19 protein-coding genes are annotated in these 21,481 nt (G+C 62.5%); 9 read left to right on the plus strand and 10 right to left on the minus strand.

Going from position 1 to position 21,481, the window contains the following annotated elements; genetic code table 11:
• Positions 1–27 precede the first annotated feature (27 nt).
• Entirely contained in the window at positions 28–2,076 is a 2,049-nt protein-coding gene (parE, locus tag EET67_RS08285; protein ID WP_128625692.1) for a DNA topoisomerase IV subunit B, read from the plus strand.
• Between the two features lie 87 nt (positions 2,077–2,163).
• Here parE and EET67_RS08290 read toward each other — a convergent pair whose 3' ends face one another.
• Positions 2,164–3,291, minus strand: coding sequence for a DUF2336 domain-containing protein (locus EET67_RS08290; RefSeq protein ID WP_128625693.1), 1,128 nt, complete (start codon positions 3,289–3,291; stop codon positions 2,164–2,166).
• Positions 3,292–3,439: 148 nt separating this feature from the next.
• On the opposite strand from EET67_RS08290, the gene EET67_RS08295 reads away from it, so the two are divergent.
• Together EET67_RS08295 and EET67_RS08300 are read left to right on the plus strand one after the other, a co-directional pair.
• Positions 3,440–3,892, plus strand: a complete 453-nt coding sequence (locus tag EET67_RS08295) for a MaoC family dehydratase (protein WP_128625694.1) — start codon at positions 3,440–3,442, stop codon at positions 3,890–3,892.
• A 2-nt stretch (positions 3,893–3,894) separates the two neighbouring features.
• Positions 3,895–4,770, plus strand: coding sequence for an HpcH/HpaI aldolase/citrate lyase family protein (locus EET67_RS08300; RefSeq protein ID WP_128626127.1), 876 nt, complete (start codon positions 3,895–3,897; stop codon positions 4,768–4,770).
• A gap of 1 nt (position 4,771) precedes the next feature.
• On the opposite strand, the gene EET67_RS08305 is transcribed toward EET67_RS08300, so the two are convergent.
• Positions 4,772–5,356, minus strand: a complete 585-nt coding sequence (locus EET67_RS08305) for a nitroreductase family protein (RefSeq protein ID WP_128625695.1) — start codon at positions 5,354–5,356, stop codon at positions 4,772–4,774.
• 104 nt (positions 5,357–5,460) lie between these two features.
• Between EET67_RS08305 and EET67_RS08310 the strand changes: the two genes are divergently transcribed.
• Positions 5,461–6,426, plus strand: a complete 966-nt coding sequence (locus EET67_RS08310; protein WP_128625696.1) for a hypothetical protein — start codon at positions 5,461–5,463, stop codon at positions 6,424–6,426.
• Between the two features lie 161 nt (positions 6,427–6,587).
• Here EET67_RS08310 and thrS read toward each other — a convergent pair whose 3' ends face one another.
• The 3 genes from thrS to EET67_RS08325 all read right to left on the minus strand — a co-directional run bounded on the left by thrS (position 6,588) and on the right by EET67_RS08325 (position 9,544).
• The gene (thrS, locus tag EET67_RS08315; protein WP_128625697.1) at positions 6,588–8,567 is read right to left on the minus strand and encodes a threonine--tRNA ligase; all 1,980 of its coding nucleotides are present in this window, start codon (positions 8,565–8,567) and stop codon (positions 6,588–6,590) included.
• A gap of 153 nt (positions 8,568–8,720) precedes the next feature.
• Positions 8,721–9,059 (minus strand): membrane protein insertion efficiency factor YidD, encoded by a 339-nt coding sequence (gene yidD / locus EET67_RS08320; protein ID WP_128625698.1) that lies wholly within the window; start codon positions 9,057–9,059, stop codon positions 8,721–8,723.
• 38 nt (positions 9,060–9,097) lie between these two features.
• Complete coding sequence (locus EET67_RS08325) at positions 9,098–9,544, minus strand: iron-sulfur cluster assembly scaffold protein (protein WP_128626128.1); 447 nt, start codon at positions 9,542–9,544, stop codon at positions 9,098–9,100.
• 286 nt (positions 9,545–9,830) lie between these two features.
• Between EET67_RS08325 and folE the strand changes: the two genes are divergently transcribed.
• From folE to EET67_RS08340, 3 genes are all read left to right on the plus strand, one after another.
• Positions 9,831–10,475: a GTP cyclohydrolase I FolE gene (gene folE, locus EET67_RS08330; protein ID WP_128625699.1), complete on the plus strand. Its 645-nt coding sequence runs from the start codon at positions 9,831–9,833 to the stop codon at positions 10,473–10,475.
• Positions 10,476–10,601: 126 nt separating this feature from the next.
• The gene (hisI, locus tag EET67_RS08335) at positions 10,602–11,060 is read left to right on the plus strand and encodes a phosphoribosyl-AMP cyclohydrolase (RefSeq protein WP_128625700.1); all 459 of its coding nucleotides are present in this window, start codon (positions 10,602–10,604) and stop codon (positions 11,058–11,060) included.
• 89 nt (positions 11,061–11,149) lie between these two features.
• Positions 11,150–12,121, plus strand: coding sequence for a patatin family protein (locus EET67_RS08340; RefSeq protein ID WP_128625701.1), 972 nt, complete (start codon positions 11,150–11,152; stop codon positions 12,119–12,121).
• A 6-nt stretch (positions 12,122–12,127) separates the two neighbouring features.
• Here the strand turns inward: EET67_RS08340 and recJ are convergent, their stop codons facing one another.
• The 5 genes from recJ to EET67_RS08365 form a co-directional block, all read right to left on the minus strand.
• Positions 12,128–13,918, minus strand: a complete 1,791-nt coding sequence (recJ, locus tag EET67_RS08345) for a single-stranded-DNA-specific exonuclease RecJ (protein WP_128625702.1) — start codon at positions 13,916–13,918, stop codon at positions 12,128–12,130.
• Positions 13,919–13,991: 73 nt separating this feature from the next.
• Positions 13,992–14,975: a class II fructose-bisphosphatase gene (gene glpX / locus EET67_RS08350; protein ID WP_128625703.1), complete on the minus strand. Its 984-nt coding sequence runs from the start codon at positions 14,973–14,975 to the stop codon at positions 13,992–13,994.
• Positions 14,976–15,105: 130 nt separating this feature from the next.
• The gene (locus tag EET67_RS08355) at positions 15,106–16,419 is read right to left on the minus strand and encodes a homoserine dehydrogenase (RefSeq protein ID WP_128625704.1); all 1,314 of its coding nucleotides are present in this window, start codon (positions 16,417–16,419) and stop codon (positions 15,106–15,108) included.
• A 40-nt stretch (positions 16,420–16,459) separates the two neighbouring features.
• A complete protein-coding gene (locus EET67_RS08360; RefSeq protein ID WP_128625705.1) occupies positions 16,460–17,677 on the minus strand; it encodes an LL-diaminopimelate aminotransferase in 1,218 nt (405 codons plus the stop codon).
• A gap of 69 nt (positions 17,678–17,746) precedes the next feature.
• The gene (locus tag EET67_RS08365) at positions 17,747–18,118 is read right to left on the minus strand and encodes an NADH-quinone oxidoreductase subunit E (protein ID WP_128625706.1); all 372 of its coding nucleotides are present in this window, start codon (positions 18,116–18,118) and stop codon (positions 17,747–17,749) included.
• Between the two features lie 107 nt (positions 18,119–18,225).
• Here EET67_RS08365 and EET67_RS08370 point away from each other — a divergent pair, with 107 nt between their 5' ends.
• On the plus strand, positions 18,226–20,058 hold the full coding sequence (locus EET67_RS08370; protein WP_128625707.1) for a PHA/PHB synthase family protein: 1,833 nt from the start codon (positions 18,226–18,228) through the stop codon (positions 20,056–20,058).
• A 262-nt stretch (positions 20,059–20,320) separates the two neighbouring features.
• Positions 20,321–21,481: a YcbK family protein gene (locus EET67_RS08375; protein WP_128625708.1), complete on the plus strand. Its 1,161-nt coding sequence runs from the start codon at positions 20,321–20,323 to the stop codon at positions 21,479–21,481.

Consider the following 21,481-nt stretch of genomic DNA (forward strand, 5'->3'; position numbering starts at 1 on the left):
CCGAATCACTGGAACCTCGCGGCCAATATGGATGACAACCACGACCTCTTCGCCAATCTCGACAAACCTGTATCGCTGAAGACGTCGCGGCCTGCCGATCCGCTGGTGCAGGCGGCACGGCGTGCGAGCGCGCCGCAGGCGAAGGACGGCAGCGAGAGCTACAGCGCTGCCGACATCGAAGTGCTGGAAGGACTGGAGCCGGTGCGCCGGCGGCCGGGCATGTATATTGGCGGCACCGACCAGAAGGCGCTGCACCATCTGTTCGCCGAAGTCATCGACAATTCGATGGACGAGGCGGTGGCCGGCCACGCCACCTTCATCGAGGTGGAGCTTGGAGCCGACGGCTATGTGACCGTGACCGACAATGGCCGCGGCATCCCCATCGATCCGCACCCGAAGTTCAAGAAGCCGGCGCTGGAAGTCATCATGACTACGCTGCATTCAGGCGGAAAGTTCGATTCCAAGGTCTATGAGACCTCCGGCGGCCTGCATGGCGTCGGCGTCTCGGTCGTCAACGCGCTGTCGGATTCGCTCGAGGTCGAGGTGGCGCGCGGGCGCCAGCTTTATCGCCAGCGCTTCTCGCGCGGCAAGGCGCAGGGCGAACTGGAAAAGCTTGGCGAGATCCACAACCGCCGCGGCACGAAAATCCGTTTCCACCCCGACGCGGAGATTTTCGGCAAGACGGCACATTTCGAGCCGGCGCGGCTGTTTCGCATGACGCGCTCGAAAGCCTATCTGTTCGGCGGGGTGGAAATACGCTGGTCGTGCGACCCGCTGCTGCTCGACGGCAAGGACGATACGCCGGCCAAGGCGGTGCTGCATTTTCCCGGCGGACTGAAGGACTATCTTGCCGAATCGCTGGGCAGCGATTTCCAGGTCACGCGCGAAATATTCGCCGGCAGGAGCGAACGCCCCGGCGGCCACGGCTCCATGGAATGGGCGGTCACCTGGTATGGCGGCGACGGCTTCCTGAATTCATATTGCAATACCATTCCGACCGGCGAAGGCGGCACGCATGAAACCGGCTTCCGCAATGTGCTGACGCGGGGCTTGCGCGCCTATGGCGAACTGACCGGCAACAAGCGCGCAGCGGCGATCACCAGCGAAGACGTGATGATCTCGGCAGCGGGCATGCTTTCCGTCTTCATCCGCGAACCGGAGTTCGTCGGCCAGACCAAGGACCGGCTGGCCACGATCGAGGCGCAGCGGCTGGTCGAGGCGGCGATCCGCGATCCGTTCGACCTGTGGCTTGCCGCCAACCCGCAGGAAGCCTCCAAGTTGCTGGAATGGGTAGTGGCGCGGGCCGATGAGCGCGTGCGCCGGCGCCAGGAACGCGAAGTGTCGCGCAAGAGCGCCGTGCGCAAGCTGCGCCTGCCCGGCAAGCTGGCCGACTGCACGCAAAATGCGGCCGCCGGCGCCGAACTTTTCATCGTCGAAGGCGATTCGGCCGGCGGTTCGGCCAAGCAGGCGCGCGACCGCGCCATGCAGGCGATCCTGCCGCTGCGCGGCAAGATCCTCAACGTCGCCAGCGCCGGCCATGACAAGCTGACCGCCAACCAGCAGATCTCCGACCTGATCCAGGCGCTTGGCTGCGGTACGCGTTCGAAATATCGTCAGGAGGACCTGCGCTACGACCGCGTGATCATCATGACCGACGCCGATGTCGACGGTGCGCATATCGCCTCGTTGCTGATCACCTTCTTCTACCAAGAGATGCCGCAACTCGTTAAAGGCGGCCATCTCTATATGGCCGTGCCGCCGCTCTATCGCATCAGCCAGGGCGGCAAGGTGATGTATGCGCGCGACGATGCGCATAAGGACGAGTTGCTGAAGACCGAATTCACCGGCCGCGGCAAGATCGAGATCGGGCGGTTCAAGGGCCTTGGCGAGATGATGGCCGGCCAGCTCAAGGAAACGACGATGGACCCCAAGAAGCGCACGCTTCTGCGAGTCGACGTATCGGACGAGGAAGCGGCCACGAAATCGACCGTCGACGCGCTGATGGGCACCAAGCCGGAACTGCGCTTCCGCTTCATCCAGGAGCGGGCCGAATATGCGCAGGAACTCGATATCTGAAATTCATCAACGGCGCTTGATCACCGGTCGAGGGGACGGCAGGCGAAGAATTTCGTACTCTGACAGCAGGCCACACTTGGCCTGCGCCTAAGCAGCCTCGGATGCAATGGCGAGCGCATGACCACGCGCGTTTTCGCGCAGCGCGTCGAGGTGGATCGCCTTGACCAGGCCGGCAAGGTCGCCGGGGGCAGAAGCTCCGCCCAATTCCTTCAGCATCAGCCAGCTCACTTCCTGAACACCGGCCATGCGCTTGCCATTGGCGACCTCGCGCCAGACCTTCAGCGCCCGCAAAAGGACCTTATGGGTGGCGACGGCAAGGCCGGCCTTGCCGAACAGCGCTACCAGCGCTACGTCCTGGCCGCCGGCCAGAAGCGCCCTCACCCGCGTGGCGGCCTGACCCGTCAGCACGACAAGGGCGGCGCCGAAGAAATCGACCTTGCCATGCGCAACCGTGCGGACCAGGAAGCCTGTTGTGAGATCTCCCCGCAAGCGCAGATGCTCGACCAGCGCCACATGTTCTTCGGCATTGGTTGCTTCGATCAGCGTGAGTGACGCCTTTATGCAGGCATCGCGCGTCACCCGCTCCACACGGTTGCGGCCGATAAGGGCAGCGACCAAGGGCGAGCGCGCCAGCGCTTCGCCGACCTTCACCAGCAGGGTGTGGCGGCAATCCGAAGGCAAACGCGGATCGCCGATGAGGGCTTCGCGCACCAGCGCAATGTCGCCATGGCGCTCGGCCATGCGCCGGAAGCTCAGGGAAGCGATTTCAGCACCGCTATTGGCAAGCAAGGCAATGCACGCCTCCGGCTCGCCCGTCTCGGCAATTGCGGCCGATACCAGCATGGAAAGCGCCGGACGGCGGGCAATAAGCACCTGCACGGCCTGCTGCCCGGCAGCCACGCGATCGACCAGATCGGTATCGGTGAGAAGCGGTGAGCGGGCAAGCACAAGCCCAGCCACTTCCGGCTGATCACCTGCAAGCGCGCTGATAACCTGCAAAGGCGCGTGACGGCTCATGGAAAGCGCCTCGGCCATAGCCTGGCGTACCTTCCAGGACGGATCGTCAAGCAGCAGCGTCAGTGCAGCTTCTGCGGCACAGCGCTCATCGAAAGGCAGTTCCTTCAGCACATAGGCTCGCGCCAGCGCGCCGGCTGCTGCAGCCCGTTCGGCGACACGCGCAGTGTCGATCCATTTCAGGAAATGCCCCACAACCATCGACGCCCGCCTTCCCGCCGGGGATGGACCCCAACCCCCATGGAAAGACGCTAAGGCGAAATGGTTTACGAAGCGTTCACCATGTTTGGTGCCTTGCCGTGGCAATAGGCAGCGACTATCAAGCGAAGGCAAAATCGAGGGAGAGAGTATGGCCGGGCTGTATCTTGAAGAATTTGTCGTCGGCAATGTGATACGCCACCCGCTGACCAAATCGGTCACCGAAAGCGACAACATGCTGTTTTCGGTCATGACCCTCAATCCACAGCCGCTCCATATCGATTTCGACTTTGCCGCCAAGAGCGAATGGGGCAAGCCGCTGGTGAATTCGCTGTTCACGCTCGGGCTGATGATCGGCATATCGGTTCACGACACCACGCTCGGCACCACGATCGGCAATCTCGGCATGAGCGAGACGGTGTTCCCGCATCCGGTGTTTCATGGCGACACGATCCGGGTCGAAACCGAAGTCGTTTCGGTGCGCGAATCCAAATCCAGACCCGACCGCGGCATCGTCGAATTCCAGCACCGCGCCTTCAACCAGGACGGCGTGCTGGTGGCGAAATGCACGCGCCAAGCCATGATGATGAAGAGGCCAGCCTGACCATGCGTTCGATGTTGTTTGTCCCAGCCGATTCGGAAAAGAAGCTGGAGAAGGGCTTTGCCTCCGACGCCGATGTGGTGATCGTCGATCTGGAAGATTCGGTTTCGCTTGAAAACAAACCGGCCGCGCGCGCCACCGCAGCCGCCTTCCTGAGCGGACGCCGGGAAGGCGGCCCCGCCGTCTATATCCGCGTCAACGATCTTTCCACCGGCCTGACCGACGACGACCTCGCAGCACTGGTTCCGGTACGCCCGGACGGTATCATGCTGCCGAAGTCGAATAGCGGCGCCGATGTGCAGCATCTGGCGGTCAAGCTGCGCGTGCAAGAGGCTGAAAATGGCTTGGCGGATGGCGGCATCAGGATCGTGCCGATCATCACCGAAACGGCCAGCGGCGTTCTTGCCGCAGGCAGCTATGGCGATGTCGGCCCGCGGCTTTCCGGCATTACCTGGGGGGCCGAAGACCTTTCGGCAGCAATCGGCGCACGGGTCACGCGCGACGACAATGGCCGCTACACCGACGTCTTCCGCCTCGCCCGCGCCATGACCATCCTGGCGGCGTCACATGCCGATGTCGCGGCAATCGACACGGTATTTCCGAATTTCCGCGACATGGATGGCTTTCGCCTCGAATGCATCGAGGCCGAGCGCGACGGCTTCACCGGCAAGATGGCGATCCATCCGGCGCAGGTGCCGGTGATCAACGAGGCCTTCACGCCCTCGCCCGACACTGTCGCTCATGCACAAGCCGTGGTGGCGGCGTTCGAGGCGGCCGGCAATCCGGGCGTGGTGGCGCTGGACGGCCAGATGTATGACCGCCCGCATCTGCGCCGCGCCGAGCGGCTGCTGGCGCGGGCACAGGCGGTACGGAAGACTTAGTCTAGCCTTCCCAAGGGCCGGTGTAATCGCCGTAAAGCCCGGTGACATCCGGGCGCGGCCGCTGCTGGACCTCGCCCTCGAACGAGCCGATATGGACGAAGCCGACGACGCGCTCATGCGGGGCAAGGCCGAGAAGCGCGCGGCCTTCCTCAAGATCGGAATACCAGTTGGTGATCCAGTTGGTGCGGTAGCCAAGCGCATTGGCGGCGAGGACAAGGTTCATGGCCGCCGCTCCGCCCGACAGGAGCATTTCCCAGTGAGGAATTTTGATGCTCTCGCGCGGGCTGGAAACGACGCCGATAACGAGCGGCGCACGCGAAAACCGCGTCAACTCCTGGACGCGGCGATTTTCGCTGAGAGGCCCTTCGCGCTTTTCGGCAAGCGCGGCCAGTTTCTCGCCGATCTGTTCACGTGCTTCCCCGCGATAGAGGATGAAGCGCCACGGCGCCAGGCGGCCATGATCGGGAACGCGCGATGCGATGCGGATCATGGTTTCGATCTCCGCATCGTTCGGCGCCGGCGCGCGCAATTCCGCAATCGGCGCCGAGCTTCTGCTCAGCAGGAAATCAATGATAGGCGACGTCATGAAAGCTATTCTCCTGATGGATGGATTGCTTGGGAGGGAGGAGGCGCAGAGCCTGCGCAAATTGAGCCTTGAAATTGCCACCGCATTGGGTTTCAAAGCAAGCCATGCGCGCCGGATTCCGCCGACATTTCATCTCCCTAGCCGTCCTGGCCCTGATGCTGCCGGCCGCTGCCGCATCGGCACAGGAAGGCACCGATGCGCTGCCCGACCTCAAACTGCCTGACATTTCAGGCTTTGCGGAGCCCAAGGACGACACACCGCTGGCGCAGCGCGGCGGCGGTGAATTGACGCTGGCGGCAAAGCTGACCGACGACGGCGAGGATATAGGCCGCGGCCTGATGTGGCGCGTGTTCCGGCCCGAACCCGGACCGGACGGCAAGCTGCCGCTGGTCGCCTCCGCGCAGGGCGGTACCAGCCTGTTTCATCTGGAACCCGGCAGCTATCTCGTCCATGCCTCCTTTGGCCGCGCCGGAGCAACCAAGCGCATTACCGTCACCCGCGACCCAAAGCAGGAAAGCGTGGTCCTCGATGCCGGTGGCCTGAAGCTCGATGCGGTGCTGGAGGGCGGCCTGAAGATTCCGCCCAAGAAGCTACGCTTTTCAATCTACGAAGCCCAGCCGGAAGCCGATGGCGACCGCGCGCTGATCATTCCTGATGTGCGGCCCAATGTGGTGGTGCGGCTCAATTCGGGCGTCTACCACATCGTCTCCACCTATGGCTCGGTCAATGCCGTCATCCGCTCCGACATCCGCGTGGAAGCCGGTAAGCTGACCGAGGCGACGGTCGAACATCGCGCGGCCGAACTCACCCTGAAGCTGGTGCGCGAGGAAGGTGGCGAAGCCATCGCCGATACCTCGTGGTCGGTGCTGACCAATTCCGGCGACCCGGTGCGCGAAAGCGTCGGTGCATTCGCCTCCATGGTGCTGGCCGAAGGCGACTACACCATCGTCGCCAAGAATCGCGACCGCATCTACCAGCGCGAATTCACCGTCGTCGCCGGGCGCAACCAGGAAGTCGAAGTGCTCGCCAACGAGGCCAACTCGACCGATGCCAATGAAGGGGCGGACTGATCCGCCACTGGCGAGATGACTTCGCCTTGAATCGCCATTTCACTCTAAGTCTTTGTTTTTGGAGCATGATCTTATCCCAAAAGTCTGCAACTTTTCGGGATCATGCTCTGCACCCGGCATTCAGGCCGGAGCGAACTGAATGCCGGTGCCATCTCAAAAGGTCACGCGCGCCGCAGATCCGGCGGGACTGCCTCGCCGCTCAGCACCGCCACTGCTTCATCCAGCGTCATGGAATGCTGGTCGCGCGAGCCGAGCCGGCGGATATTGACGGTATCTTCTTCCGCCTCGCGCTTGCCGCAGACGAGAATGACCGGAACCTTGGCAAGGCTGTGCTCGCGGACCTTGTAGTTGATCTTCTCGTTGCGCAGGTCGACTTCCGCAGACAAGCCGGCGGCCTTGAGCCGCGCCGCCACCTTGCGCGCATAGTCGTCGGCATCGGAGGTGATGGTCGCGACCACCGCCTGCACCGGCGCGAACCACAGCGGCATCTGGCCGGCATGGCTCTCGATGAGGATGCCAAGGAAGCGCTCCAGCGAGCCGCAGATAGCGCGATGGATCATGACCGGCTGCTTCTTTTCCGAATCGGCGCCGATATAGAAGGCGCCGAAGCGCTCCGGCAGGTTGAAATCCACCTGCGTGGTGCCGCATTGCCATTCGCGGCCGATGGCGTCCTTCAGCGTGTATTCGAACTTGGGCCCGTAGAACGTGCCCTCGCCTTCGTTGATGCCGGTCTTGATGCGGTTGTCCTCGCGCGCCATACGGGCGAGCGAGCGCCGAAGAATCTCTTCGGCATGGTCCCACATGGCATCGGTGCCGACACGCTTTTCCGGGCGGGTGGCAAGCTTCACCACCACCTCCTCGAAGCCGAAATCCTTGTAGACCGACATCATCAAATCGTTGATCTTGAGGATTTCCGCCTCAAGCTGGTCCTCGGTGCAGAAGACATGCGCATCGTCCTGCGTGAAGGCGCGCACGCGCATCAGCCCATGCAGCGCGCCCGATGCCTCGTAGCGATGCACATTGCCGAATTCCGCAAGCCGGATAGGCAGATCGCGGTAGGACTTCAAGCCGTGCTTGAATATCTGGACGTGGCCGGGGCAGTTCATCGGCTTCAGCGCAAAGATGCGCTGGTCGGCTTCGGGATCATCAGGATGAGTGAAGGCGTGAGCCGACTTCACCGCAAACATGTTCTCCTGATACCAGCCCCAGTGGCCGGAGGTTTCCCACAGCGACTTGTCGAGGATTTGCGGGGCATTGACCTCCTGATAGTCGTCGCCGAGGCGGCGGCGCATATAGGAAATCAGGTTCTGGAACATCTTCCAGCCCTTGGCATGCCAGAAGACGACGCCTGGCCCCTCCTCCTGGAAGTGGAACAGGTCCATCTCGCGGCCGAGTCGGCGATGGTCGCGCTTCTCCGCTTCCTCCAGCATGTGGAGATACTGGTCGAGCTGGGCCTGGTCTGCCCAGGCGGTGCCATAGATGCGCGTCAGCATGGGATTGTTGCTGTCACCGCGCCAATAGGCACCGGCCACCTTCATCAGCTTGAAGGCGTTGCCGATCTGGCCGGTGGAGGCCATGTGCGGGCCGCGGCAGAGATCAAACCAGTCGCCCTGCGCATAGATCTTGAGGTCCTGATCCTCTGGAATGGCATTGACGAGTTCGACCTTGTAGGCCTCGCCCTTCTCGGCAAAGACCGCCCTCGCCTTCTCGCGGCTCCAGACTTCCTTGGTGAACGGCTTGTTGCGGGTGATGATCTCGCGCATCTTCTTTTCGATCGCCGCGAAGTCATCGGGCGTGAAAGGCTCATTGCGGGCGAAATCGTAATAGAAGCCGTTTTCGATCACCGGGCCGATGGTCACCTGCGTTCCCGGCCACAATTCCTGCACGGCTTCTGCCAGCACGTGAGCTGCATCATGGCGGATGAGTTCCAGCGCACGCGGATCGTCGCGGGTGACGATTTCGACCTTGCCGGACGTGCCGATCGGGTCGGACAGGTCGCGCAAGGTGCCGTCCAGCGCGTAGGCGACGGCCTTCTTGGCAAGCGACCTAGAAATGGATTCGGCAAGGGCTGCACCGGTCATCGCCGCGTCATATTCGCGGACGGAACCATCAGGAAATGCAAGGGAAACGGAATTCGACAAGATACTTCTCCTATCCAGTCCTGCATACGAGCGCAGGTGGGATTGTTGATCGACGCATGATCCAACTGCCTGAGCAGCAAGCATGCATCGGCCGGCCAATGCCGGCGAGCGGTCTTTTAGGATCAGTTTGCCGTGCCGTAAAGCCTTGGCAGTTCAGGGCTGCCCGGCCTTGCGCCGTTTGCCGACGAGCCAGTAGCGCCAGGGCGTGAACCAGCGGTAGCGTGGCTCAAGGGCCTCCGGCACATTGTCGATGCCGTGCGTGCCGCCGGGGCCGCAGCGCAGCACGCGGAACAGGCCCATCCAGCCGCCGGCCCACAGACCATGACGGGCAATCGCCTCATAGGCATATTCCGAGCAGGTCGGCAGATGGCGGCAGGAATTGCCCACGAAGCCAGAGAGGGTCAACTGGTAGAGACGGACGAAGGACGTTCCGAAAATACGTCCGGGCGTCTTGCGCCACGGGCCGCTCCAGTTGCGGGACCGTGTCGCCATGTGCTGGCTGGAATGATTTTTGCCCACGTCCGTGGAAATCACGCCGCCTCGCCGGCGCGCTTCTTCTCGATCTGGCCGATCGCGTCGACCACCGCGTCGAAGGTCAGCATGGTTGAGGCGTGGCGCGCCTTGTAGTCGCGCACCGGCTCCAGATATTTGAGGTCGGCGAAGCGCCCCCGCGGCGGCGGACCGTTTTCCTTGAGCATCTTGCGCATGGTCTCGCGTACCTCACGCAGCTCGCCGGCATTCGCGCCGATCACATTGGCGGCCATGATTGAGGACGAGGCCTGGCCGAGCGCGCAGGCCTTCACGTCATGGGAAAAATCGGTGACGGTGTCGCCTTCCATCTTAAGATAGACGGTGACTGTCGACCCGCACAGTTTGGAATGGGCCGTGGCTGAGGCGTCGGGCCCATCGAGCCGGCCGATCCGTGCGATATTTCCTGCAAAACCCAGAATCTTCGCATTGTAGACGTCGTCGATCATGATTTCCCAGCCCGCCGCGTTTCGAGGATGGATCGACCGAAATACAGGCATGAAATGCCTGCAATTTTTCTCCGATCCGCCCCTTTGCCCATTGGTACATCTTTCAATTGCGGCGCCAAGGCTTATATAATGCTCACGTTTCGGGAACGGCAAGGCAACTGATGCATCTAACTTCCCGGAACCACGTCACGCCGCTTTCGGGCCGGACTTTCCGACGATCCCGCAAAAAGGCTGTGGTCCGTTCAACTCGTTCCTCCTTTGAGGGGAACTACGGGAGACACCTTTCATGGACGCCGTGATCAAGAAACTGATGCCCAAAGCCGACTATATGGAAAAGCCGGCAACCGACCGACCCAGCCAGGCCGAGGTCGAAGCCGCCGTGCGCACATTGCTGCGCTGGACCGGGGACAATCCTGACCGCGAGGGACTGGTCGACACGCCCAAGCGCGTGGCCAAGGCCTTTCGCGAAATGTTTTCGGGCTACGACATGTGTCCGTCCGAAGAGCTTGGCCGCACCTTCGAGGAAGTGGCCGGCTATGACGATCTCGTCCTGATCAAGGACATCAACTTCCATTCCCATTGCGAGCACCACATGGTGCCGATCATCGGCAAGGCGCATGTCGGCTATCTGCCGGACGGCAAGGTGGTGGGCCTGTCCAAGATCGCGCGCGTGGTCGACATCTTCGCCCACCGCCTGCAGACGCAGGAGGCGATGACGGCGCAGATCGCAAATGTGATCCAGGACGTGCTCAATCCGCGCGGCGTTGCCGTGATGATCGAGGCCGAACATATGTGCATGGCCATGCGCGGCATCCGCAAGCAGGGCTCCACCACATTGACCTCGACCTTCACCGGCGCCTTCAAGGACAGCCCTGAAGAACAGATCCGGTTCCTGACAATGGTGCGAAGCGGCAGCGCGCACGGCTTCTAGCGCTGATGCTTCAGGCGCATGCATCTCCAGGGCTGAAGGCCTTGGCAGGTAGAACATGCGCCTTTAAAAAAATCGTGTGGGCGCGCCGGCACGGCTCGGCTGCCCCGCCTCGGCAAAGGATCGGCAATGGTCACGATCGCGTTTCAGCAACCCGCTTCCGACAAGGCAGCCCTCGAGGAAGGCGCGGCTTTCACACCGCGCTTCGACGCCAACGGCCTGATCACCGCCGTGGTGACGGATGCCCGCGACAATATGCTTCTGATGGTGGCGCATATGAATGAAGAGGCTCTTGCGCTCACGCTGGAAACGGGCATCGCCCATTACTGGTCGCGCTCGCGCCAGGCGCTGTGGAAGAAAGGTGAGACCTCGGGCAACCTGCAACATCTGGTCGAACTGCGTACCGATTGCGATCAGGATGCGGTGTGGTTGCGGGTAAATGTTTCCGGCCATGATGCAACCTGTCACACCGGCCGGCGTTCATGCTTTTATCGTACCGTAGAGGCAAAAGAGGCAACTGCCATACTATCAGATGATGGCAGCACGCTAATGTTTGACGCGAAAAAGACATATCGGCAGGCGAAATGAGCCGGCTCTGTTTGTAGGATAGTATCTATTCACCATTTCGATACGCCAAGTGCCTATCGTCCGGTGTGGGACAGTGGGAGATATTTCAGATGCTCGAATGGGCGTCACTGCGTAGCCGGCCCGATGTGCACGAGGCGAACGGTCCTGCATCCTCAGGCGGCGTAAAGGACGTGCAGCCTGAAAAGAAGTCCGGCATCTCGCTTGCGCTTGGCGGCGGTGCCGCACGCGGATGGGCCCATATCGGGGTGCTGCGTGCATTGGATGAAGCCGGCATCGAAATCGACATGATCGCAGGCACCTCGATCGGCGCGCTGGTCGGCGGTTGTTACCTGGCCGGCAAGCTCGACGAACTGGAAGAGTTCGCCCGCAGCCTGACCAAGCGCCGGCTGTTCGGCCTGCTCGATTTGCATTTCGGCGGCAGCGGGCTGTTCGGCGGCATGAAGCTGACCGCGCGCATGCAGGAACATATGGCCGGGTTGCGCTTCGAGGACCTGGAAAAGCCGTTCGTCTGCGTGGCCGCAGAAATCAATACCGGTCATGAAATCTGGCTGTCGAAAGGCTCGCTGATCACCGCCATGCGCGCCTCTTATGCCCTGCCTGGCGTGTTCGAGCCGGTGGTGGCCAACAAGCGGGTGCTGATCGATGGCGCGCTGGTGAATCCGGTTCCGGTTTCCGTCTGCCGCGCCTATGAGCAGCCGCTGGTGGTCGCCGTCAACCTGCACTACGACCTTTACGGACGCGCGGCGGTGATCAAGCACAGCGCGGGCGAATTGCTGATCGAGAAGGATGCCAAACCGGCCGACAAGCATGATCCGCATGCGCGCACCAGGGAAAGCCGGCTCGGCATAACCGGCGTGATGGTCGAGGCGTTCAACATCATCCAGGACCGCATCTCGCGGGCAAGGCTTGCAGGCGATCCGCCGGACCTTTCGGTACAACCGAAGCTCGGCCATATCGGCCTTTCGGAGTTCCATCGCGCCGACGAGGCGATCCAGCTTGGCTATGACGCGACCAAGGCGCGGATTGCCGAGCTGGAGCGCCTGCAAACGGTGTTGGTGTAGAGCCTTTCAGGGCTGCGCCGGCGCGGCATCGATGATGCGGAACTGCACGGTCCTGTTGCCATTCCAGTGATTGGCCGAGAGCGAACCGGCAACATGCACCGTGGCGCCCCGATTCTTGAACAGGAAATCCCCAAGCACACTGTCAGCCGCGCGAAAGGCAATCGCCTGAATGCGGCCGCCACCATCCGAGCGCAGATCGGCCCTGACATGCGAGGTGCCGACCAGCCTTGCATCAACCAGCCGATGCCGTGGCAACACGAAGACCGGCGAGACGTGGCCCATGCCGAAGGGGCCGGCTTTTTCGAGCGCGTCGAGCAGATCGCTGGTGGCGCCGTCGGCGGCAAGTGCCGCATCGATGCGCAGGCTTTCCTCGTTGCGCAGCCGGAACACGTCTTCGGCGGCGCGCTCTTCGAAGAAGGCGCGCAGCGCACCGAGCTTGTCTTGTTCGACGGTGATGCCGGCGGCCATGGCATGGCCGCCGCCCTTGACGATCAGGCCACGTTCAACCGCCTCGCGCACCAGACGCCCGAGGTCGAAGCCCGACACCGACCGACCGGAGCCGGAGCCAACGCCATTTGCATTGAAGGCGATGGCGAAGGCGGGTCGACGCGCATGGTCCTTCAGGCGCGAAGCGAGAAGGCCGACAATGCCGGGGTGCCATTTGCGGCTGGCAGTCACAATCACCGCCGGGCCTGAGCCGCCGGCCAGTTCCATATCCGCCTCGGCCCGGGCTTCAGCCAGCATCTCGTTTTCCATCGCCTGACGCTCCTGGTTAAGGCGATCGAGCGTCTCGGCAATCTTTCCGGCCTCGACCGGGTCATCCGTGGCAAGCAACCGGCTGCCCAGCGCCGCATCGCCGATGCGACCGCCGGCATTGATGCGCGGACCGATGAGGAAGGCGAGGTGAAAGGCATTTACCGGCTCGCCAATGCGCGATACCCGGGCAAGGGCGGCCAGCCCGGCATTCTCCTGTCGCCTGATCGCAAGCAGTCCCTTGACCACGAAGGCGCGGTTGACACCGGTGAGCGGAACGACATCGCAGACGGTGGCGAGCGCCACGAGATCGAGCAGCGCGAGAAGGTCCGGCGGCGGCCGATCCGGCAACCTTTCGCGCAGCACGCGCACGGTCTGCACCAGTGCCAGGAAAACAACGCCGGCAGCACAGAGATGCCCCTGCCCCGACAGGTCGTCCTCGCGGTTGGGATTGACGATCGCGGTCGCCACCGGAAGTAATCCGCCAACCTGATGATGATCGAGCACCACGACTTCCGCCCCGGCACGCAATGCCGCATCGATGGCCGCAGCGCTGTTGGTGCCGCAATCGACCGTGACGATCAGGCGCGCGCCGCGTGCCACCAGCTCACGCATCGCATCCGGATTGGGGCCATAGCCTTCGAAAATGCGATCGGGAATATAGATTTCGGCGTCGAGGCCGTAATGGCCAAGAAACCGCTTCAACAAAGCCGATGAAGCCGCCCCGTCGACATCGTAATCGCCGAAGATCGCGACTTTCTCGCGCTTGATGATGGCCGTGGCGATACGGCTGGCCGCCGCTTCCATATCGGTCAGGGTAGCGGGGTCGGGCAGCAGGTCGCGGATGGTCGGGTCAAGAAAGCGGGCGGCATCTTCGGCAAGCACGCCACGGCCCGCGAGGATGCGGGCAACGATGTCGCTGATGCCCTGCCCTTGCGCAATTGCCAGCGCCGCCATCTCCTGGCGCTCGTTCAGGCGATGCTCCCAGACAAGGCCGGTTGCCGAGCGGCGCACGTCAAGGAAGATGCGCTTGTCCGAACTCATCCCGATCTGGCCGCCTCACCCGTGACCGCGGCAAAAGCGGCCACGGATGGGGCCTGTGGTGAAAAATCGCGCGTCACGCGTCGAATTTTTCAAGGTCCTGGTGGCGAGCCTTGATCGAGCGCACCGTACGCGAGGACGACCGCAGCACGATGGTGTCGGTGGTGATGAAGTTGCGGCCGAACTTCACGCCCGCCAGCATGTTGCCGTCGGTGACGCCGGTTGCAGCAAACAACACGTCACCGCGCGCCATTTCCTCGATTGTGTAGACCTTGCTCGGGTCCGAAATGCCCATCTTGGCGGCACGCGCCACCTTCTCGGGCGTATCGAGCAGGAGACGCCCCTGCATCTGGCCGCCAATGCAGCGCAGCGCGGCAGCAGCCAGCACGCCTTCTGGCGCGCCACCGGTGCCAAGATAGATGTCGATGCCGGTTTCGTCCGGATCAGTGGTGTGGATGACGCCTGCGACATCACCGTCTCCGATCAGGCGAATGGCCGCACCGGTGCCGCGCACGGCTTCGATCAGTTTGGCGTGACGCGGCCTGTCGAGGATGCAGGCGGTAAGTTCACCGACCGGCACGCCCTTGGCTTCGGCGACCTTGCGGATGTTTTCTTCCGGGGCGGCATCGATGTCGATGATGCCGGCGGGATAGCCCGGGCCGACCGCGATCTTGTCCATATAGACGTCGGGGGCAAACAGCAGGCTGCCCTTTTCCGCGATTGCGATGACGGCAAGCGCGTTGGGCAGGTTCTTGGCGCAAATGGTTGTGCCTTCAAGCGGATCGAGCGCGATATCCACTTCCGGTCCTTCGCCGGTGCCGACCTCCTCGCCGATATAGAGCATCGGCGCCTCGTCGCGCTCGCCCTCGCCAATGACGACGGTGCCCTTGATCGCCAAGCGGTTCAGTTCGGCGCGCATGGCGTCGACCGCGACCTGGTCGGCCGCCTTCTCGTCACCCCTGCCCCGCAGCCTTGCCGCAGCCACCGCAGCGCGTTCGGTGACGCGAACCAGTTCCATGGTGAGGATGCGATCCAGACCACCCGCAATTTTCTTCGCCATATCGAGTATTCCCGTACAAATTGGACGTGCCGCACCATCAAGCGCGGCGACTGGCTTCTTGTGTCAAACGGCGGTGACAACGGCAAGACCCGCAAGCGCAGTTCTTGTCGATTGGCAAAAGATGAATCGATTAGTCCGCCCGTTCGATGCGGATAACCTGCGGCTTGTCCACCAGATGGCCGTCCTTGGTGACGCCCTCCACCGCCTTGCGCACCGCTGCCTCGGTGGTGGCGTGAGTGACCAGGATGACGGTCTTTTTCGTGCCGTTCATGGATTTTGGTGCACGCTGGACGATCGATTCCAGGGAAATCTCGTTGTCGGCCATGCGCTTGGCGACGGCAGCGAACACGCCGACACGGTCATGCACGGTCAGGCGGATGAAATAGCCGCCCTCATGCGAGCGCATGCGCGCCTTCCGATAGGGATTGAGCTCGCGCGCCGGACGCCCGAACACCGGCCCGTGCTGGAAGCCGGGGCGGCTCTTGGCGATATCGGCGATGTCTCCGACCACGGCAGAGGCCGTGGCGTTGCCGCCGGCACCGGGGCCGGAAAGGAGCAGTTCGCCCAGAATGTCGGTCTCCACCGCCACCGCATTGGTGACGCCGTGCACCTGCGCGATCACCGAGGCGGTCGGCACCATGGTCGGGTGGACACGCTGCTCGATGCCGCTTTCGGTCTGCTGGGCAACGCCCAACAGCTTGATGCGGTAGCCGAGTTCGCCGGCGGCCTGGATATCGGCCTGCGAAATGTTGCTGATGCCTTCCATATAGATGTCGTCGGCTGAGATTCGGCAGCCAAAGGCAAGGCTGGTCAGGATCGCCAGCTTGTGCGCGGTGTCATGCCCCTCGATGTCGAAGGTCGGATCGGCTTCCGCATAGCCGAGCCGCTGCGCGTCCTTCAGGCACTCGTCGAAGGAAAGTCCTTCGGCCTCCATGCGGGTCAAAATATAGTTACACGTGCCATTGAGGATGCCGAACACCCGCGAGACGGTGTTGCCGGCCATCGCCTCGCGCATCGTCTTGATGATCGGGATGCCGCCTGCGACCGCCGCCTCGTAATTGAGCAGAACACCCTTGCTCTCGGCGATTTCGGCAAGCGCTACGCCATGCTTGGCCAGCAGCGCCTTGTTGGCGGTGACCACGTGACGGCCTGCCTCGAGCGCAGCCTTGACGCAGGCATGGGCTGGCCCCTCATCGCCACCGATCAGTTCGACAAAAACGTCGATATCAGCGGTTCGGGCCATGTCGACCGGATCGTCAAACCATTCGGCCGCGCCAAGCTCGATGCCGCGGTCGCGCGAGCGATCACGCGCCGAAACGGCAGTTACGACGAGATCGCGCCCGCATTGGCGAGTGAGCTCGGCAGCCTTGCCGGCGAGCACACGCATCGCCGATGCGCCGACCGTTCCCAGCCCGGCAATCCCAATACGCAACGCTTCGGCCATGTTCCGCTGTCCCTAGAATTCTCGATGATTGGTTGCCGCGTCAGCGATGCGCCGCCAGCGGCACCACATTGTCGGACTTGCCGCCGGCAGAGCCCAGGAAACGCTTGATGTTGCGTGCCGCCTGCCTGATCCGGTGCTCGTTCTCCACCAGCGCGATACGCACATAGTCGTCACCATGCTCGCCGAAACCTATGCCCGGCGCGACGGCGACGTCAGCCTTCTCGATCAGGAGCTTGGAGAATTCAAGCGAGCCGAGTGCCCGGAACGGCTCGGGTATCGGCGCCCAGGCAAACATCGTCGCCGCGGGAGCCGGAACCGCCCAGCCCGCACGGCCGAACGCATCCACCATGACGTCACGGCGCTTGTGATAGACCTCGCGCACCTCGGCAATATCGCTGCCATCGCCGTTCAGCGCCGCGGTGGCGGCAACTTGGATGGGCGTGAAGGCGCCATAGTCGAGATAGGATTTCACCCGCGTCAACGCCGCGATCAGCCGTTCGTTGCCGACCGCAAAGCCCATGCGCCAGCCGGGCATGGAGAAGGACTTCGACATCGAGGTGAACTCCACCGCAATATCGATGGCGCCCGGCACCTGAAGGATGGAGGGCGGCGGATTGCCGTCGAAATAGATTTCCGCATAGGCGAGATCGGACAGGATGATGATCTCGTTCTTTTTGGCGAAGGCAACGACTTCCTTGTAGAAATCGAGCGTCGCGACATAGGCCGTCGGGTTCGACGGATAGTTCAGGATCAGCGCCAGCGGCTTGGGGATGGAGTGGCGCACACCACGCTCCAGCGCGGGGATGAAGCCGTCGTCCGGCTCGACCTGCAGCGAGCGGATGACCCCGCCCGACATGATGAAGCCGAAGGCATGGATCGGATAGGTCGGATTGGGGCACAGCACCACGTCGCCGGGGGCGGTGATGGCCTGGGCCATATTGGCAAAGCCTTCCTTGGAGCCCAGCGTCGCAACAATCTGCGTATCCGGATTGAGCTTCACGCCGAAGCGGCGGGCATAGTAATTGGCCTGAGCGCGCCGCAGGCCGGGGATGCCGCGCGAGGAGGAATAGCGGTGGGTGCGCGGATCGCGCACCACTTCGCACAGCTTGTCGACGATGGCCTTTGGTGTCGGCAGGTCCGGGTTACCCATGCCAAGGTCGATGATGTCGGCGCCACGGGCTCGCGCGCTGGCCTTCAGGCGGTTGACCTGCTCGAATACATAGGGCGGAAGGCGGCGGACCTTGTGAAACTCTTCCATGTCAAACCCAGCAAATGGCGTGTGAAATCCTCACGCGCTATATACGCATTCGCAGGCCCGGTCGAGGCGTCACTGACCCTCAATTTTAGCAAGAGTTTCGGCGGCATGGGTGGCCGCGATTTTCTTCAGCCGGCTCTGATCGGCCGTGGCGCCACCACCGGGCGGAGCTGATTGCGTGGCTTTCGCCGCTTCTAGTTCGGAGAATTTCTCCGCCTTTTCCTCCGGCGTGATCTGGGCTGCAGCCGTTTGCGGCGGAATGTTCAGATTGGGAAAGGTGCCGGTATCGGTCGGCTGGCCGGACGACAATCCCGAAGGGGGTGCTGACGCGACCTCGGGCACGGTGGAACAGGCCGGAAGCTGAATGAAGGCAGCAGCCGCCAGGCCCAAACCTGCCGCCAGCCGCAAACGGGAAAAAATGCCTGCGCCAATTCGCTCTGTCATAAAATTTCCCCTGACGCGCTACTAAGCATGGCCTGACTATGTTGGACCCGTTTTGACGTCCCATGCTAGGATGTCAAGAATATGCTGCCGGGAGGACGCGCGCGAACATGTCGAAGGCACCCGATTCGGGCAAGATGGACGCGGATGCACCCTCCCCCGTCGAACAATATCTCGTAAAAGACCCTGAACGCTTCGCGCTCAACCTTGCCCGCATGATCGAGCAGGCCGGCAAGGCCGCTGCCGCCTGGGCCGAGCCACGCGAAAAGGGGGAAGTGCGCGATCACGTCGGTGAGCCGATGGCCGACATGGTCAAGACCTTCTCCAAGCTGACCGAATACTGGCTTTCCGATCCCGCGCGCGCCCTGGAAGCGCAAACGCGGCTGTTTGCAGGCTATATGAACATCTGGGCGAATGCGATCCACCGGGTCGAAAACGGCGCAGATGCTGACCGGGCCTCGCAACCGGAGCGCGGCGATAAGCGCTTCGAGGACCCCGACTGGGGCCGTAATGCCTTCTTCGACTTCCTGAAACAGACCTATCTCGTCACCTCGCGCTGGGCAGGCGAACTTGTCGAGCACGCCGAAGGGCTGGACGAGCACACGCGCCACAAGGCGGGGTTTTATGTCAAGCAGATCTCCAACGCGATCTCGCCGTCGAATTTCATCCTGACCAATCCCGAACTGTTTCGCGAGACGGTGGCCAGCAGCGGCGAAAACCTCGTGCGCGGCATGAAGATGCTGGCGGAGGACATCCAGGCCGGCAAGGGCGACCTGAAACTGCGGCAGGCCGACTATTCGCAATTCGAGGTCGGCCGCAACCTGGCAACGACCCCCGGCAAGGTCGTCGGCCGCAGCGATGTCGCCGAAATCATCCAATATGAGCCCGCAACCGACAAGGTTCTCAAGCGCCCACTGCTGATCTGCCCGCCCTGGATCAACAAATTCTACATCCTCGACCTCAATCCGAAGAAGTCCTTCATTCGCTGGGCTGTCGAGCAGGGCCACACCGTTTTCGTCATCTCCTGGATCAATCCCGACGAACGCCACGGGCTGAAGGATTGGGAAGCCTATATCCGCGAAGGGCTGCAATATGGGCTCGACACGGTGGAGGCCGCAACCGGTGAGAAGGAAGTCAACGCCATCGGCTATTGCGTCGGCGGAACGCTGCTGGCCGCTGCCCTGGCACTCCTGGCGCAGGAGGGTGACGAGCGGGTGAAATCGGTGACCTTCTTCACCACCCAGGTCGATTTTACCTATGCCGGAGATCTGAAGGTTTTCGTCGACGAAGAGCAGATCGCTGCGCTGGAGCGGTCGATGCGCGGCAAGGGCTATTTGGAAGGCACCAAGATGGCCACAGCCTTCAATATGCTGCGCTCGGGCGACCTGATCTGGCCCTATGTCGTCAACAACTACATGCGTGGCAAGGAGCCGACGCCCTTCGACCTGCTCTACTGGAATGCCGATTCGACGCGCATGGCCGCCGCCAACCATTCCTTCTACCTGCGCAACTGCTACCTGGAAAACAACCTCTCGCAAGGGCGCATGGAGCTTGCCGGACGGACCATCTCGCTTAGGGACATCACCATTCCAGTCTACAATCTAGCGGCCCGCGAAGACCATATCGCGCCGGCAAGGTCGGTGTTTCTCGGCTGCGCCTATTTCAGCGGCAAGGTCGATTACGTGATGGCCGGATCCGGCCATATCGCTGGCGTCGTCAACCCGCCTTCAGCCGGGAAGTATCAGTACTGGACCGGCGGCAAGCCCACCGGCGATTTCGACGAATGGATCGCCAAAGCCAAGGAAAACCCGGGTTCCTGGTGGCCGCACTGGCACGATTGGATTCTGGAGAAGTCGCAGACTTGGGTAGAAGCCAGAATTCCAGGCGAGCGGATGAAAACACTTGGCGAAGCACCGGGAAGCTACGTCAAGGTTCGTGTGTAACATATTGTAATGTGTGGTGAGTTGACCATGAGTGAAAACGGGGCGAAATAGTGGCCCCGTGGCTGACTCTTATCTGGATTCGATCATTCTGACGATTCGGCGGTGGCGCTCACAGGTTCTGTTTTCGCACGCGGAAGCACAATCTTTTCAGTTTGGATTTTGATTGCTGCGAACCAAATCGCGGTGACGTGAAAAAGACGTGAAGGGGGACGGTTTGATTCCAGGAGGCTCGCGCTTTGCGAAACGAGGGGGCGGCGCCATCATGGCGGCACTCGTTTCGGCGTTCCTGGCGTCCTGCTCCTCCACAACCGACCCCAATCTCGACATCGGCACGCCGGGCTTTGCGCAGGCCGGCCCCTCCATCTCGACGGACGCCGCCGCTGATATCGAGCAAATCCAGACCGCCAGCACCGGAGATTCGCAGGACGCCGACGCGCAAACGCCGGTCTCGGCCACCGAGACGGTGATGGATGAAGGTGATGCCGAGTTGCCGGCGCAGGTGGCGTCTGTCCCCTCTGCCAAGCCGGGCGCCGAAGGCGTAGCTGCAACGCAAACGGCTGCCGCTGTCCAGCCAGTTGTTGCCGAAGACGGCGCAACACAGCAACAAGCGGCAGCCACGCAGGCGCCGGTGCCGGCATCCGAACCGGAGGCGACCCAGGCGGGTGACGCAAAACCGGCCGAAGCCGCAGATACCCCTGCCGGAATGGACAATCCGGTTTACGCCACCGCGGGCGAACCGCCCAAAACCGAGACGCTGGCGCCGAAGAAAAAAGGCTTCCTTTCCGCCTTCTTCGGCTCCTCCCCTGCCCCGGCTGCGCCCTCTCCGGTGCGCGAACAGAAAGCCAAGCCGATCGTGAATCTCGCCTCGGCTACCCCTTCCGAAAAACCTGTCGTCATGGCCTCGCTCGGAGGCGAATTTGGTAGCGAAAACGCGCTGCCCGGCGTGCGCCAGAGCGCCCTTTTCGAGATAAAGCGCAAATCCGGCATCGATGACGACAGCGATGTCGACCTTCATGAAGAAGATGACGGCTCCTACGAGGTTGCCTCGGCCGCGGGCCTGGCACGGCTGGCGCCCAACGGCCTGCTGAAGCAGACCGACCGGGTTGACGTTGGGTGCCTGAAGCCGTCACTGGTGCGCGTCCTGAAAAGCGTGGAGCAGCACTACGGCCAGAAGATCGTCGTGACCTCCGGTTACCGCAATGCGTCGCGCAACCGCCGCGCGCGGGGAGCCAAGAATTCACTGCACATGTATTGTGCGGCCGCCGACGTGCAGGTTCCAGGCGTCAGCAAATGGGAACTGGCCAACTATGTCCGCTCCATGCCGGGGCGTGGTGGCGTGGGAACTTATTGCCACACCAATTCGGTCCATATCGACGTCGGCCCCGAGCGGGATTGGAACTGGCGCTGTCGCCGCCGCAAATAG

Source organism: Borborobacter arsenicus (assembly GCF_003934165.1).
Classification (GTDB): Bacteria; Pseudomonadota; Alphaproteobacteria; order Rhizobiales; family Rhizobiaceae; genus Pseudaminobacter; species Pseudaminobacter arsenicus.

Bases quoted from the DNA above. Each gene is read 5' to 3' on its own strand.
- EET67_RS08295 (WP_128625694.1), top strand. From the start codon at position 3,440: ATGGCCGGGCTGTATCTTGAAGAATTTGTCGTCGGCAATGTGATACGC.
- EET67_RS08305 (WP_128625695.1), bottom strand. From the start codon at position 5,356: ATGACGTCGCCTATCATTGATTTCCTGCTGAGCAGAAGCTCGGCGCCG.
- EET67_RS08310 (WP_128625696.1), top strand. From the start codon at position 5,461: ATGCGCGCCGGATTCCGCCGACATTTCATCTCCCTAGCCGTCCTGGCC.
- EET67_RS08300 (WP_128626127.1), top strand. From the start codon at position 3,895: ATGCGTTCGATGTTGTTTGTCCCAGCCGATTCGGAAAAGAAGCTGGAG.
- EET67_RS08365 (WP_128625706.1), bottom strand. From the start codon at position 18,118: ATGACAGAGCGAATTGGCGCAGGCATTTTTTCCCGTTTGCGGCTGGCG.
- recJ (WP_128625702.1), bottom strand. From the start codon at position 13,918: ATGAGTTCGGACAAGCGCATCTTCCTTGACGTGCGCCGCTCGGCAACC.
- folE (WP_128625699.1), top strand. From the start codon at position 9,831: ATGGACGCCGTGATCAAGAAACTGATGCCCAAAGCCGACTATATGGAA.
- EET67_RS08360 (WP_128625705.1), bottom strand. From the start codon at position 17,677: ATGGAAGAGTTTCACAAGGTCCGCCGCCTTCCGCCCTATGTATTCGAG.
- EET67_RS08290 (WP_128625693.1), bottom strand. From the start codon at position 3,291: ATGGTTGTGGGGCATTTCCTGAAATGGATCGACACTGCGCGTGTCGCC.
- glpX (WP_128625703.1), bottom strand. From the start codon at position 14,975: ATGGCGAAGAAAATTGCGGGTGGTCTGGATCGCATCCTCACCATGGAA.
- hisI (WP_128625700.1), top strand. From the start codon at position 10,602: ATGGTCACGATCGCGTTTCAGCAACCCGCTTCCGACAAGGCAGCCCTC.
- EET67_RS08340 (WP_128625701.1), top strand. From the start codon at position 11,150: ATGCTCGAATGGGCGTCACTGCGTAGCCGGCCCGATGTGCACGAGGCG.
- EET67_RS08370 (WP_128625707.1), top strand. From the start codon at position 18,226: ATGTCGAAGGCACCCGATTCGGGCAAGATGGACGCGGATGCACCCTCC.
- EET67_RS08355 (WP_128625704.1), bottom strand. From the start codon at position 16,419: ATGGCCGAAGCGTTGCGTATTGGGATTGCCGGGCTGGGAACGGTCGGC.
- parE (WP_128625692.1), top strand. From the start codon at position 28: ATGGATGACAACCACGACCTCTTCGCCAATCTCGACAAACCTGTATCG.
- EET67_RS08375 (WP_128625708.1), top strand. From the start codon at position 20,321: ATGGCGGCACTCGTTTCGGCGTTCCTGGCGTCCTGCTCCTCCACAACC.
- yidD (WP_128625698.1), bottom strand. From the start codon at position 9,059: ATGGCGACACGGTCCCGCAACTGGAGCGGCCCGTGGCGCAAGACGCCC.
- EET67_RS08325 (WP_128626128.1), bottom strand. From the start codon at position 9,544: ATGATCGACGACGTCTACAATGCGAAGATTCTGGGTTTTGCAGGAAAT.